10 protein-coding genes are annotated in these 15,496 nt (G+C 51.6%); all 10 read left to right on the plus strand.

From position 1 onward, the window contains the following. The first annotated feature begins 3 nt into the window (after positions 1-3). The 10 genes from M4I36_RS01050 (at position 4) to M4I36_RS01095 (ending at position 15,371) form a co-directional block, all read left to right on the plus strand. Complete coding sequence (locus M4I36_RS01050) at positions 4-1,023, plus strand: LacI family DNA-binding transcriptional regulator (RefSeq protein WP_258109761.1); 1,020 nt, start codon at positions 4-6, stop codon at positions 1,021-1,023. A gap of 5 nt (positions 1,024-1,028) precedes the next feature. Continuing rightward, the gene (locus M4I36_RS01055; protein ID WP_258109762.1) at positions 1,029-3,452 is read left to right on the plus strand and encodes a glycoside hydrolase family 2 protein; all 2,424 of its coding nucleotides are present in this window, start codon (positions 1,029-1,031) and stop codon (positions 3,450-3,452) included. A gap of 539 nt (positions 3,453-3,991) precedes the next feature. After that, positions 3,992-5,281, plus strand: coding sequence for a sugar ABC transporter substrate-binding protein (locus M4I36_RS01060; RefSeq protein WP_258109763.1), 1,290 nt, complete (start codon positions 3,992-3,994; stop codon positions 5,279-5,281). Positions 5,282-5,382: 101 nt separating this feature from the next. Next, positions 5,383-6,351 carry a carbohydrate ABC transporter permease gene (locus M4I36_RS01065; protein WP_258109764.1) on the plus strand — a complete coding sequence of 323 codons (969 nt, stop codon included), beginning with the start codon at positions 5,383-5,385 and terminating at the stop codon, positions 6,349-6,351. A 2-nt stretch (positions 6,352-6,353) separates the two neighbouring features. Next, a complete protein-coding gene (locus tag M4I36_RS01070; RefSeq protein WP_258109766.1) occupies positions 6,354-7,253 on the plus strand; it encodes a sugar ABC transporter permease in 900 nt (299 codons plus the stop codon). 60 nt (positions 7,254-7,313) lie between these two features. After that, positions 7,314-8,348 carry a LacI family DNA-binding transcriptional regulator gene (locus M4I36_RS01075; protein WP_258109767.1) on the plus strand — a complete coding sequence of 345 codons (1,035 nt, stop codon included), beginning with the start codon at positions 7,314-7,316 and terminating at the stop codon, positions 8,346-8,348. 2 nt (positions 8,349-8,350) lie between these two features. Then, positions 8,351-10,171, plus strand: coding sequence for a glycoside hydrolase family 13 protein (locus M4I36_RS01080; RefSeq protein WP_258109769.1), 1,821 nt, complete (start codon positions 8,351-8,353; stop codon positions 10,169-10,171). 66 nt (positions 10,172-10,237) lie between these two features. Further along, on the plus strand, positions 10,238-12,955 hold the full coding sequence (locus tag M4I36_RS01085; protein WP_258109770.1) for a glycoside hydrolase family 31 protein: 2,718 nt from the start codon (positions 10,238-10,240) through the stop codon (positions 12,953-12,955). Between the two features lie 182 nt (positions 12,956-13,137). Then, the gene (locus M4I36_RS01090; protein WP_258109771.1) at positions 13,138-14,217 is read left to right on the plus strand and encodes a Gfo/Idh/MocA family protein; all 1,080 of its coding nucleotides are present in this window, start codon (positions 13,138-13,140) and stop codon (positions 14,215-14,217) included. 176 nt (positions 14,218-14,393) lie between these two features. Beyond that, complete coding sequence (locus M4I36_RS01095; protein WP_258109772.1) at positions 14,394-15,371, plus strand: aldo/keto reductase; 978 nt, start codon at positions 14,394-14,396, stop codon at positions 15,369-15,371. Positions 15,372-15,496: the final 125 nt, after the last annotated feature.

The following is a 15,496-nucleotide window of genomic DNA, read 5'->3' on the forward strand; positions in this document are numbered from 1 at the left end:
ACGATGACATCCAGACGAGAGGTAGCGAGGCAAGCTAAAGTGTCGCCGACGACGGTGTCACGGGTGACGAACGGAAATGGATATGTATCTCCTGAAGCGCGCCGCCGAGTCCTGGACGCAGTGCGCGAATTAAACTACTTTCCGAATAAGACGGCGCGCAGTCTGCGAATGCAATCATCGATGGAAATCGCCTGCATTACGCATAATATTGTCAATCCGTTCTACGGAGAGATGGTTCTAGGTATTGAAGAAGTCGCGGTTCGGCATGGCTACTCTCTGTCGATTTACATTGAGAATTTTGATGAGCGCGACTATCAGCGTATGTTTCACGAAAACTCTTATGAGGGTTTAATCGTGCTGTCTCCGGTGGAACTCAATCGTGTCCTGGGGCTGTCCGAGTTGAAAGAGGTTCTGCCGACTGTCGTCTACTGGGACTGGTCCGGAGAATCCCCTCTGTCGGCAGTGACTGTGGATTTGCGCACGGCCATGCGACAGTTGACGAACCATCTGATTGTGCGAGGGCATCGAGATATCGTGTTTCTCGGTCATGAGACCATGACGCCGGAAGAGAATCCGCGCTATCTGGGATATCTGGACGCGCATGCGGAGCGTGGTCTGTCGGTTTCCTCTGAAAATGTACAGTTGGTCGAAGGTTGGCATGACTCGTCGACCGATGGATATCAGTTTCTGCGCAAAGTTCTGCAACGCCATTCGCCGTTTACTGCCGTTGCCGCTTCCACGGACATGTTGGCTATTGGTGCGATGAAGGCGCTCGCCGAATTTGGACTTCGCGTCCCGGAGGATGTTTCAGTCGTTGGGTGCGACAACTTAGAGTTGTCTGCTCTGGTCACACCGTCTTTGACGACTGTCAACATACCACGGCGCGCCATCGGGCGAGCGCTGATGAACGCACTCCTGAACAAATTAGGGAACTCATCCGAGGCCTACGAGACACAATTTGATACGACATTGGTGCTTCGAGATTCTGTTCGAACGGTGCCACGTGTTGCAATGGAGGAGTGAACGTCATGTTGTACAGCGCACTTCGTCCCCGATTGGGGAACCGCAGAATTTACCTGCTTCAAGACGACTGGCATTTTGCCAAACTGCAACCGGTTCCAGAAGGAATGCTACCGATTGGCCCGCTTTCGACGGCTGAAAGAGAAGGAGACTACTCATGGGAATCCGTGCGGCTGCCGCACGTTCCGGATGAGTTACCCGCGATGGGAATTCCTGAAGACAGCGCTCGGGGAGTATATTTCTATCAAAAGTCATTTGACCTGACGTTGGCCGCTGAAGAACGCGCCTTTCTGATTTTTGAGGGTGCGATGACGGTGGCGGACGTAGAACTGAACGGAACTTTTTTAGGGAGACATCTTGGAGGCTATACGGCCTTTTCTTACGATATCACCGACGCTCTTTCATCTTCGTCGCGACAACACTTGATGGTGCGTCTAGACAGCCGCATTCAACCAGGGGTTCCACCAGAAGGAGGTCTGATGGATTATCGGATTTTTGGAGGTATCTACCGGAACGTCTATTTGATGGTCACTTCCGCCACGCATGTCAAGAATCTCGAATTGACCACACTTCATGAGAAAAACGGCGCAGTACACGTGCGTGCGGACGTGACGTTGACCACTCCAACTCAGTCCATCCATAGTGAAAATGAGCAATCTGCAAACCTCACAGCATTGTCTTCCTTCCCGTGTCGGATTGAATTGGATGTTTGCGACGAAAACGGTCGGGTGGTACATACGGAGACGCATTCGTTCGAAGTTGGGTCGCCCGAAGGACAGTCTTCCTGGGAATTTGTCGTGCGTGGCGTGCAGCTCTGGTCTGTGAGTCGTCCCACCATGTATAAAATCATTTTTCGATTAGTCGATGACCGCGATGTCATCTGTGACGATGGCGAGATTCCCTTCGGATTTCGCACCATTTCGATACATAATGGAAAAATCGCTGTCAATGGCCAAGCCATGTCACTCGTCGGCTTGAACCGACATCAGTCGTTCCCATTTCTCGGATATGCGGCCCCCGAGCGTCTGCAGCGCCGAGACGCTGAAGTACTTAAGTACGAACTGGGGCTGAACTATGTTCGCACGTCTCATTATCCGCAAGACCCGGCGTTTCTTGACGCTTGTGATGAGTTAGGGCTGTTGGTTTTTATGGAAATCCCCGGTTGGCAGTATGTCGGAGATGAAGATTGGCAAAGCGTCTCTATCCTCCACGTGCGAGAAATGATTGAGCGGCATCGGCATCATCCTTCTATTTTCATGTGGGGTGTTCGCATTAATGAATCGTTCGATCACGATGATTTCTATGCTCAGACCAATGCGACAGCTCGGAGGCTGGATGCGAGCAGACCAACTGGCGGTGTTCGCAACTTTCGAAACAGCACATTTTTGGAGGATGTTTTTACCTTCAACGATTTCTCCATGCAGTTGCTGCCAAGTGTCCATACCCCGCAGATGGTGACCGAATTCCTTGGTCATATGTATCCCACCAAGATGACGGACAATGAGAATCGTCTCATTCAGCACGCACGCTATCATGCACAAATCCTCAGTCAACTCGGCGAGAGAGAAGACCTTGCGGGAGCCTCCGGCTGGTGCGCGTTCGATTATCCGACGATGTCGTTTTTTGGCGGCGGGAACCAAATATGTCACCACGGCGTGATGGACCAATTTCGGTTGCCGAAGTTCGCCGCTGCAGTGTACAGGAGTCAAAAGTCACCACAGGACGAAATTGTGCTCGAACCAGGCACCTACTTGACCTTTGAGGCCGCCAATCACCCGCAGTTGCTGCAAGAACTGGAGTCGCTCGACCACATGGAAAGCGTGATTAAATCCGACGGATATGCGGCGCCAATCTACGTGTTTAGCAACTGCGACAGCTTGGAGGTTGTCTTCAATGGGCGCTCGCGCGGGCGGATTCATCCCGACAGAAGAAACTTCCCTGGTTTAGCACACCCGCCGTTTGTCGTTCACTTGCAAGCATACAAACTGTTTGGCACGTTAGAAATCCGTGGCTATCTTGGAGAGAAGATGGTCATAGAAAAAACAATTCAATCCCCGAGACCCATTTGCCAGTTGCAAGTACATGCCGACCATACTTCATTGGACGCGGACGGTGTCGATATGTCACGCATCTGGGTGGAAGCGGTCGACGCCAATGGAACTCGAGGCCCTTATGCCAATCGAGTGATTCATTGGACTTTAGAAACTGTAAATAAAGAAAGTGAAGTATGGAATGTAGAGAAGCAGGCTCAACCGTCGGATGCCCGATTGATTGGAGAAAACCCCTTAGCACTGGAAGCCGGACGAGCCGCACTTTACCTACGTGCGGGGACAAAGCCAGAGCGGTTGCGTATCACTGTTCAGTCACCGGGGCTCGCAGACGACTTTGTGGAGGTTGACGTCGTGAAGGCAAGAGAGGTTCCGAAACTCTGAGAACAGGGTCTGGTCCAGAGATTGAATGCAGCGCCTGAGGGTTTGCGCTTCTGCGCATGATGGACTAACAACATTGAGGGGACGGGGATAAGCGGCGTAACCCTTCTAACGAACAACCATAAGGGGCTTGAAAGTAGGGTGTCTTACCAAAGTGCCCTCTACTTTCAAGCTTTGTTCTTTGTTGTGCAATCGTTTGCGCGACAGCCACCTCTTCGAGATGACTTGTTAGCAGTGCTGCGAAGTTGCATAACGGCGGCACGTTACGAGTGACTTCGGAGTGAGTTATAAATCCTTGGTTATTTCCTGATTAAAATTCAATGTAAGCGCTCTTATTGTGGTTCAATTTGTAATTTATCAATATCGATGTCTTGATTGTTCGTAAAATTCTCGCAAAGGTATTGCGAGAGGAAAAAGATTAAGATATACTTTTTGAACAAACGTTTGCACAACGCGTCGGAGTGTGATGCAAACGCATTCACAAAGCATTTATCCGACATTTGTTGTGTGGCGATTCTAAATGAATGATAGGGGGCCATCCAATGAGATGGGGAAAGTCAGCTACTGCAGTGGCGTCGTTGGCGGTTATGGCTGGGTTGGTTGCTGGGTGCGGCAGTTCGACTGGGTCTAGCACCTCCTCGGCATCCACGAGCACGGGTACTGGGAGCCATACAGCTCCCGCGGTGTCTACAAATGTTCCGAAAGGCATCTCGCTGACCTTGTGGGTGTGGCAGGGCAAGCCTATCTACACTACGGTCGTACATTTGGCACAAAAGTGGGCAAAAGAGCATGGAGACACAGTGAAAATTGTCGATCAAAGTAAAAATCCTAACGGTTTCCAATTTTACGGAACGGCAGCGCGCACCGGAAAGGGACCGGATGTGTTGTTTGGGATTCCTCATGACAACAACGGTCTATTCGCCGAAGAAGGACTCATTTCTCCAGTTCCTAAGAACATCTTTCACGCGTCTCAGTATAATTCCACAGTAGTAAGCGCTCTCACCGTGAATGGAAAGGTATATTCTATTCCGGATTACGACCAGACTCTGGCACTGATGTACAACAAAAAAATGATTAAGACACCGCCAAAGACGTGGTCAGAGTTTGTGAAAGATGCCAACCAATATGGATTTATGTTCTCACAGCATAACTTGTACGACAACTACGGTTTCATTGGTGGCATGGGAGGGTACGTGTTTAAGGAATCGAACGGGTCTCTTAATCCGAATGACATTGGATTAAACAATGCAGGCGCCATCAAAGGATGGGAGCTACTTCACAACATGGATGCAAAGTACCATTGGATGAACCCGAGTACAACAGGAGCAATTGCGACTGCTAAATTTACTGCCGGACAACTCGGCATGACCATCAATGGACCATGGGAAATTGCAGACTTGAACAAAGCAAAAGGGCTTGACTATGGCATCGCTGATTTGCCGACATTGCCAAACGGCAAACACATGACACCATTTCTTGGTGTCATTACCACGATAGTCAATTCGCAGAGCAAATATCAGGCGGCAGATTGGAGCCTTGCCAAAGCGCTTGCGACACCTGCTGCACAGATGAAGTACTTCGAAGAAGAGCAGCAAATTCCTGTGTCGAAAAGTGTGCTTGCATCGCCTCAAATTCAGAACGATAAAGTCTTTAAAGCTTTCGCGGATGAGATTAAGTACGCGGTACCGATGCCTAATATCCCGCAAATGCAGTCGGTCTGGAGTGCGATGGCAGTCATCAAGGACATCATCAATGGCAAAGTAACACCGACAGCGGGTGCCAACGACTTCGTAGCCGACATCAAGAAAGGCGAAGAGGTGCAATCAGCATAAATTTGACTTGAGAATCGATTGACGGTCCGTTCCGTGACTATTCCTGAGCACTTGATGTCGGGGAGGGGCGACCTTCCCCGACCGCCATGGAGGTGAAATGGGTGTCCACGTACCCAGGGAATTCGGCAGGTGTATTTTTGAATGGGTCTCCTTTCAAGAAGAAGAAGACAAACAAGGTTGCCTATGCGTATATGTCCCCGGCAATTTTAGGTATCAGCATTCTCAGCATTGCTCCGATTCTCTACACGGTCTACATCGCTTTTACGAATTACAGCGCGATTCATTTTTTGAACTTCAAGTGGGTTGGCATTCAGAACTTCATTGCTCTCTTCGATCCGCACGATCCGCTCGAAAGTGTTTTTATCCCCACGCTGATCTGGACATTCATCTGGGCCATTCTGACCACGTTGTTGAACTATTTTGCGGGGTTGCTGCTTGCGGTCTTGCTTAACAATCGGCATATGAAAGAAGCGGCTGTTTACCGTGCAATTCTCATCATTCCCTGGGCCGTACCGTCGCTCATCAGCATTCTCGCCTGGCAGGGCTTGTTAAATCACGATTATGGACAAATCAACGCCTTGTTACACGTGTTTGGTATACCGCGCATCGACTGGCTAGGTTCTCCATTTTGGGCTAGGTTTGCTTGTATTATGGTTAATCTCTGGGCTGGATTTCCATATATGATGACGGTCTGTCTCGGCGCGTTGCAAGCAGTGCCCCAAGAAATATATGAATCAGCGTCTATTGACGGCGCGAGTCGGTGGCAGTCGATGCGTTACATTACTGTGCCTGAGGTTTGGAAAATCACACTGCCATTGGTGATTCCATCGTTTGCATTCAACTTTAACAATTTCAACGCAGTGTACCTCCTCACGGGTGGAGGACCTCCACGGCCGACCAATCCGTTTGCGGGCTACACAGACATTCTAGCGTCAGCCGCTTACAAGATGACTCTGACGTTTGACAAATACGACTGGGCTGCGGCCATTTCAATCGTTCTCTTTGTAATTGTTGGTTTTTTGACTTGGGTCAACATGAAATACACGCGCGCCTTTGAGGAGGTGGACTGACTATGAGCACCAATGCTGGACAAGTGACGCTTCCCTTCGATGACTTAAATGCGAAGCAGTTGAAAATGCGCAAAATGACTTCAAATGAACGAGTGATGCTTTGGGTCTCTAGGATTGTCGTGTGGTTTATCATCCTCCTGACCATCATTCCGATGTGGTTTGTCGCGGAAGCCTCGTTCAATCCAACCAATTCGTACTTCTCCTTAAGCATTATTCCGTCTCACCCGTCCTTCTACAACTACTCCTACCTGTTTCACCATACTCAATTTATGCTTTGGGTTCGGAATAGTTTAATTGTTGGACTTGGCATTGGGTTTGGTCAAGTGCTCATCACCGCCGGCTCCGCATTCGCATTTTCGCGCATGCGTTTTTGGGGTCGAAAATACGGGTTGATGACGCTCATCATCCTGCAGATGTTTCCGAACTTCTTGGCGTTGCCGGCAATTTACATTGGTCTCTCCAAATTGAACGCTATCAATGACCTGTGGTCGTATATGCTGGTTTTGCTGGGGGGTAGCGCCTTTAACATCTGGCTTTTAAAGCGCTATTTTGACACCGTTCCAAAGGAGTTGGATGAAGCCGCACTGATGGATGGTGCAAATTCCTGGCAGCGCTTCACACGCATTATTCTGCCACTGTCTTTGCCGATGCTCGTGGTCATTTTCATCTTTACGCTGATGGGAGCGTTTGGTGAGTACATTCTGGCAGGGACAATTCTGCAAACACCGGGTAACTATACACTAGGACTCGGCATGTATGGCCTCATCAGCGGACAGTATGCCAAAAATTGGGGTGAATTTGCTGCGGCAGCATTGCTTTCAGCCATTCCGTTGACTGTCATTTTCGGCTTACTGCAAAGGTTCATTGCGAGGGGGCTTGTAGCGGGATCGGTCAAAGGATAAATTCAAGTCGTCAAAAGATAGGACTCGGAACGATTTTGCAAAGTGGGGTGAAACTGGACGATGACGACGATTCGAGATGTGGCCGAACGAGCCCGGGTTTCGCCTTCAACGGTGTCTCGCGTGATGTCGGATTCTCCGCGTATTTCGGAGGAGACGAAAGAACGCGTTCGCAGTGCGATTCGAGATTTGAACTATCATCCGAACGTGGTGGCGCAAGGACTGGTCAAGCGGACGAGCGGCTCTATCGCCATTATCCACTCTGGTATCTCCGAGTTCTTTGAGAACGCCTTTTTCAGCGAAGTGCTCGGTGGTATTGATTCTGTGCTGCGCCACGAAGATAGCGACCTGTTGCTGTCAGCAGCGTCCAACGACGAAATAGCTACACTTGAGCGTGTCATTCGCAGCGGACGAGCAGCAGGGGTCATTTTGCTGAGGAGCCGGGTGTCCGATCCGCTGATTGACCGCGTGCATCAATTGAAAGTGCCAGCCGTGCTACTCGGGCGTCCCATGGACGGTGCAGCGAATGTCTCCTACGTGGACAACGATAATGTTCAAGCGGCTTACGAGGCGACCACGCATTTGTTGAAGTTGGGGCATCGGGAGATTGGGTTTCTCGGCGGATCGGACGAACTAGTGGTGACCGTTGACCGCATGAAAGGATACCGCAATGCCTTGATGGATTTTGGACTGCAGGTGGACGCGCGCCTTTGCGTGCCGAGTTTCTTCCTGGAACGTGGAGGATACTTGGGAATGATGCGCCTACTGGCGCTGTCGACCCGACCGACCGCCATCGTAGCCTCTGATGATATTTTAGCCATTGGTGCCATGCGGGCTGCAGTGGAACTTGGATACCGCATTCCGGATGATATCGCCATTGTTGGATTTAACAACATTGGATTGACAGATTTGGTCAACCCGCCTCTGTCGACCATCGATGTTCAGATGTCTGAGCTCGGACGAGCGGCTGCAGCGATGTTGCTGCGGCAGATTCGCACCCCATCGGTGGGTAGCGAGCACGCCATTCTGCCTCACCGATTGGTCATCCGCAAGTCGTGCGGGGCAAAGTTAGAAAATTCCTTGGCAGAGGAGTGCTAGAGATGCCACCGAAACATAGACGAAGCACCGTCGTTATGGGTTCGCAGGTCGCTAGGAGATATCCTCTCTACTGTCATCACGCTCGGGAACCGTATGCTTCGGCGCTCACATCGACGTCGGCACGTATCGTTCTTTGGCTGGAGGCTGGATTTGCCGAACACGTCACGATTCATTACGGGGACCGCTATCAAGCGGAACTTCCCGAGGCGGCCGCCATGGAGCGAGTTGGGAGTGCACAAGGGTACGACATCTATCGAGCTATCGTTCCCTGTCGGACGCATCGCCTCCAATACGCGTTTTGTACGCATCGAGGGGCGGATCATCCCGAATGGTGGCTGGGTGAGTCCAGAGCGACCTGCGGTGAACGGCCGCGCTCGGGTCTGTTCCAGCTGCCGTATCTGTGCGAGCGGGACGTATTCGTAGTTCCAGACTGGGTGAATTCCTCCGTCTGTTATCAGGTGTTTCCTGACCGATTTCATCGAGTTGAGCAAAGCCAGCCTGTTACAACGGTCGCAGCACAGCATGACCGAGAGCACGACAGCGGACATCCACTGGGATGGTCCGACTGGTCGAGCAAGCCGGGGCCTAAAAGTCGCTTCGGAGGCAATCTCGCTGGACTTCTTGAAAAACTTCCTTATTTGCAGGAACTTGGCGTCAATCTCTTGTACCTCACGCCGATTTTTCGGTCTCCGTCCAACCACAAATATGATACGACTGACTATTATGAGATCGATCCCGATTTTGGAGACAAGGCCCTCTTCCGGTCGGTCGTTCAGGAGGCGCATGAACGCGGCATACGCGTCGTGATGGACGCGGTCTTCAATCACTGTGGGGAGGAGTTTGGCCGCTTTCAAGATGTCGTTCGTCACGGCGAAGACTCTCCATATTTTGATTGGTTTTTCATTCATGGCAAGAAGGTGGAATTCGAGAAGGTCAATTACGAGACCTTTGCCAACCGGACGCGGAACATGCCCAAACTAAATGTTGCCAATCCAGATGTGGAGCGTTATTTGCTGGATGTAGCGCGCTACTGGATGGACGAATGCGATATCGATGGCTGGAGGCTGGATGTGGCCAACGAGATCGACCACGTGTTTTGGAAAAAATTTCGCCGTGTGGTCAAGGCCGCAAAACCCGACGCTCTGATCATTGGAGAAGTATGGCACGACAGTTTGCCATGGTTGAATGGCGACGAATTCGACGGTGTGATGAATTATGTCTTTCGGGACGCGGTCTTGGACTGTCTCGTCGAGAAGACGCTGTCGCCGGGGGAATTCGCTGGTCGTATGAGCGCGCTGCTCGTCCAATATCCCGAGGCTGCCACACGCTCTATGTTCAATCTGCTCGGCAGTCACGACACCGCCAGGGTGCGCACGATTGCGAAGGGGGATGTGGATGCAGTGGTCCGCGCCATGGCGTTTCAATTCACATTTCCCGGCATCCCTATGATTTACTACGGCGATGAAGTTGGAATGTTGGGTGGACCAGACCCCGACTGTCGTCGGGGCATGGTTTTTGAGCCAAGCAAACAACATATGCGTCTGCTCGAAGCGGTGCGTTGTCTCGCAAGACTACGGCGGTCCGAAAGAGCACTGCACGGTCCGCATGTGCAGTTTTTGTGTAGCACGGCATCTCACTTGCGTTTTCGGCGCACATCACTGGATGGATTGTCGGCGATAGAAGTCGTTTTCCATCTTGGGAAGCGAGGGTCTCGTCCATTGCCTTTGAGTGTACCGGCAGACCGAGTGGTCTGGTCCAGTTCCGAGGCTGCGCAAGATGTCGGCCAGCTTCCGGCGGGAGCAGTGGCGATAGTCCGTGTGTAGCGCATGTACGGGCCTCCTAGTGCACAGGTGGAGACTTAAAATAGATAGTTTTGGAGCGTGAAGAGATTGCTATCGAGTGAAACGATTCGCCCAGACCGAGCACAGCCGTCGCCAAGCGAAGCGATTTGGTCTGGGATTGGCCAGGTGACGGATGTGGTCGAGACCGCAACTTATCTGCGATGCGTGGGCGAGCGGGGACGTTGGCTGTTCCAAGCAGTCGCGAACGGTGTTCTCCGTCTGAGGTTGACTCAGACGGAACAGGATGACTTGGACAGCACTGCGGCACTGGTTCCCGACGCGATGAGACCAGAGCCATTTTGTCTTCAACACAGTTCGGAGTTTATTGAGGCGTCCGCTGACGGCATTTTTTTGACAGTCCCGCGGGATGGTAGTGGCCTCACGGTGGCGCCGAGAGAGGGTGATGCTCCTTTTTTTCAAATAGAGCAAATGCTCCTAAACGAGTTAGGTGAAAAAACGGTGCGCATCCGCTCGCATCCTAAAGACCGACTCTTTGGACTCGGAGAGAAGCCCGGGCCATTGAACAAACAAGGCGAGCGCTACACCATGTGGAACTCCGATGTGTACGCTCCGCATGTACCGGAGATGGAGTCGCTGTATGTCTCCATCCCATTTGTTCTTCACATGCACCATGAAACTGGGGTGGTCTATGGGTTGTTCCTTGACTGCCCCGGGAAGAGTGTGTGGGATGCAAGGGTACACCCGGGGACCTACGAAGTGACTGTGACAACTGGGGACTTCGATGCGTACCTATTTTCCGGGGATTCTGTAAAAGAAGTTATTTCGCGATACACGACGCTGACAGGCCGCATGCCCATGCCCCCGGTCTGGGCTCTCGGTTACCATCAATCGCGCTACGGATATCAGAGTGCGGAAGATGTCCTCGCGGTGGCAGAGACCATGCGAGAGAAGCACATTCCCTGTGATGCCATTCATTTGGACATTCACTACATGCGAGGTTACCGTTCATTTACGTTTGATGAAGACCGCTTTTCTAACCCTAGGTCACTCGTGTGTGAGATGACATCGCGCGGTATTCACTTAGTTCCGATTGTCGATCCCGGTGTTAAAGTAGACGATACTTTCTCGATATATCATCAGGGTTTGGCGGAGGATTGTTTTTGCAAATATCGAGATGGAACCGTCTTTTTCGGGGACGTTTGGCCTGAAGAGAGTGTCTTTCCTGATTTCACGAACGCTCGCGTCCGTGATTGGTGGGCTGGATTGCAACATTTTTATACCGACCTTGGGATAGAAGGAATCTGGAACGACATGAATGAGCCAGCCGTCTTTAATGAGACAAAGACGATGGATGTCGAAGTCATGCATCAAAATGATGGTCATCCCAAAACTCACGGAGAACTTCACAACCTCTACGGGTTGTACAATGCTCGCGCGACCTATGAAGGTCTCGTTAGTCAGTTGGGGGACAAGCGGCCATTTGTGCTGACCCGAGCGGGATATGCCGGGGTTCAGCGCTACGCCGCAGTATGGACGGGGGACAACCGCTCGTTTTGGGAACATATGGAGATGTCGATTTCCATGTTGCTCAACATGGGTCTGTCTGGCATCCCGTTTGCTGGTGCAGATGTTGGCGGATTTGCCCACCATGCGACAGGAGAGTTACTGGCTCGTTGGACACAAATGGGAGCGTTTCTCCCGTTTTTTAGAAATCATAGTGCGCTCGATTCCGTTCGTCAGGAACCATGGCAATTTGGACCGGAAGTTGAAGCGATTTGTCGGCATAGCATTGAGCGGCGCTATCGCTTGATTCCCTATCTCTATGCAGTATTCCGTGAGGCAGCAGAAACAGGCGTGCCTATTGTCCGCCCACTGTTCTTGGAATTCCCGCATGATTCTGCCACACACCAACTTTCTGACCAGTTCTTAGTGGGACCGTCCGTTCTCGTTGCGCCTGTTCTCCGTCCAGGTGTCAGAAAGCGGTTGGTCTATCTCCCGGCAGGTGATTGGTATGCACTCGATGGTCAACATGTCGGTCGGTTCCGAGGCGAACAGTATCATCTGGTCGACGCGCCCCTGGAATCCATTCCGGTTTTTGTACAGGCGGGGAGTGTGCTTCCGGAACATGAACTGCAGCAGCATCTTCAATTTTCTAGCGTGAAGTCGATGACTCTAGTTGTCTATGGGGCTCCATCACACGTTGTGCCGCCTGAGAAATGTACGTCAAATGGTCAGGCATCTACTTCCTTCACATCACGAGAAGGTGATCTCGGAGCAATGTCGTCCACTCGAACTTCGAGAATTTATGAAGATGATGGAGAGACGTTCGCGTACCAGAGCGGATCGTACAATGATTTGCGCATTACCGTGACTTCTGGCGTTGATGCGGTGAGTGCGGAGGATAAGCGAGTCTCGGCACAGTCCCGCGCATTAAGAAGTACAGACATTGAGGTTGGTAGTGATAAAGTCCAGAACCTTTGTGTCTCGTTCCGCTATGAGCATCAAGGTTACACGCCGTCGTACCGCTTTCGTACCTACCGATTCGAGGGACTAAGTGACACACATTCCCTATACGTGAATCACTCCACTTTCCCTTTAATGTATCAATCGAAAGAGGAGTTCGAGCAAACCGAGTGTGGTTGGACTATTCTCGGGGGAGAGCAAGTAAAGGATGTCGCCAGTCAGGAGTCGCGTTCTTCTGATCGCCTCGTACACGATGTGCTGTTGGTCAAGGTCCCCGTGAATATTTTGGCCGGAGAGTTTCACATTGGTGGTCGTGTTTCGAAGGAAATACCTGGTCGATAACAAGGTCTGCGACTCGCCGATGAATTTGTCCAGAGATTGATTTTTTGTATGTTAAACTGGCAACAGGGGGACTCGCAGAGAGACTGGCGGGTCCCGCATTATTATGAAGGAATCCGGTACAGTCATGACAACGTTGGGTGGACTCATCAGTGCGACCGCAGTGTCAGAAGGAGTTGTGGGGTTTGGGGCATCGGAGTAAAGAGCTAGTTCATCTTGGTTTCATCGGCGCGGGCAACATCGGCAAGGTGCATATGGAAGCGTTCCAAGCATTACAAGGGGTCGAATTGACGGCTGTCACGGATGCGATTCGACCGCTGGCAGAGGCTAGCCAAAAACAGTTTAACATTCTCCGCGTTTACGACACAGCGGCCGAATTATTGAAGGACTCTTCTATGGATGCCGTGGTTATTGGAGTTCCCAATCATCTTCATGCGCCTCTGGCAGTGGCAGCACTGGAAGCGGGGAAGAATGTTTTGTTAGAAAAACCGATGGCACTTGACGCTGGAGAAGCGAAGGCCATCGTGAGGGCGGAACGCGAATCGGGCAAGAGGTTGATGATGGGTCATCAAATGCGATGGTCCTCGCCAGCAATGGAAGTCAAACGGCAGGTCGATGCCGGAAGCCTAGGGAGAATCTACACCGCTAAAGCTGGTTGGATACGGCGCAAGGGGATTCCAGGCTGGGGGACCTGGTTTACCCGTAAAGGGGAGGCTGGTGGGGGACCGCTCATCGACATTGGAGTACATATGCTTGACCTAGCGCTTTTTTTGATGGGCAATCCTAAGCCGGTGTCTGTGGTTGGTGTCACGTATGCCGAATTTGGACCGGATCGCAAAGGGATTGGCAGTTGGGGCAAACCGAATTGGGATGGCTATTTTGATGTGGAGGATTTGGCAACGGCGTTGATTAAGATGGAGGACGGAAGCAGTCTGACTCTCGAAGTCAGCTGGGCGGTTCATGCACAGACCGATTCCTTGCCGTTCGTACAATTGATGGGGCGGGACGCTGGCGTTTCGCTACGCGGAGAGGAAGGAATATTTCACGCCGAGATGTTTGGGAAATCTGTAGACGTTCCGATGTTCTTGGCAGAGCCGGAAGGTGCAGACCGAATGCGCCTCAGCGAACATTTTTTGGACTGTGTACGAGAGGGTCGGGAGCCAGTGTCGTCTGCGCTTTCGGGCTTGACGAATCAACTCATTTTGGATGCCATCTATGAATCTTCAAAAACTGGGCGCCAGATAGAATTGGACTGGTCTTTGTAAATTTCAAGGGTAACGTTGCTTCAGGGCCTTGGAACCTGGGGATGCTTCATTTTTACAAGAATGATGCAAGTGCATAAGACAAGGATGGGAGGGCTATTTGAAGCTCTCGGAATCGCCCATCGGTGTCGTCAGATTGGTATACTGAAGGTAGACACAGGATGGGAGCGTGAGGGTAGATGAAATACCGTCGACTCGGGCGCAGTGGACTCGAGGTTTCTGTACTCGGACTTGGTACGAACGCTTTCGGTGGTCGGGCAGACAAAGAAACATCGATTCAAATTGTGCATCGGGCTCTGGATGTTGGGTTGAATTTTATCGACACAGCCAATGTCTACACAGGAACGCAGTCGGAGACGATTCTCGGAGAGGCGTTGGTAGGTCGGAGACACGAGGCGGTGCTGGCGACAAAAGGAAGCATGCCGCGCGGAGCTGGGCCCAATCAGCGGGGTTCGTCAAGAGCTCATTTGACGAGGGAGCTTGAAGGGAGTTTACAGCGACTTCGGACGGATTATGTCGACCTTTACCAAATTCACTCGTTTGACCCGCACACACCCTTGGATGAAACTCTTCGTACGTTAGATGACTTTATCTGCAGCGGAAAAGTACGTTACATAGGTGCGTCCAATTATGCTGCGTGGGAACTCATGAAGTCGTTGTCCATCAGCGAGCGGAATCATTGGAATCGATTTGTCTCGGTGCAGCCTGGGTATTCGCTCGCCGATCGCTGGGTGGAGCATGAATTAATGCCTATGTGCGTGTCAGAAGGCGTAGGTATCATTCCTTACTTTCCACTCGCTGGCGGCATTTTGACAGGTAAGTATGCTGGGGGAAAAGAGACTGTGCCGAGTGGTTCCCGTGCAGAAAAAGATCCTAACTTTGCCAACCGTCTAGACCCTGCTCGACTCAAACTTGGGGAAAACGTTGCGGCGCTCGCGGCTTCCCACGGGTGGACAACGACGGCACTGTCACTCGCGTGGTTGATGCATCAACCGGCTGTGACCACGGTCATCGTGGGCGCCACGCGCACCAGTCAATTGGAAGACAACTTGGCAGCGGCGGAATTAGACTTGTCTCCAGAAGTTCTTCGAGAACTGCATGAGATGAGCCGGGAATTTCTCTATTCACCTCCGTTTGCCACGTTCCGTTTGAGCTAATCTTTGTTTCGGTAAGGTTGTTCTGCAGATTGTTAAAGAATTTGCCTGGGCGTTCGAGGCGTTCGAGGCGTTCGAGGCGTTCGAGGCGTTCGAGGCGTTCGAGGCGTTCGAGGCGTTCGAGGCGT

It is taken from the genome of Alicyclobacillus sp. SP_1, assembly GCF_024706985.1.
Classification (GTDB): Bacteria; Bacillota; Bacilli; order Alicyclobacillales; family Alicyclobacillaceae; genus Alicyclobacillus_I.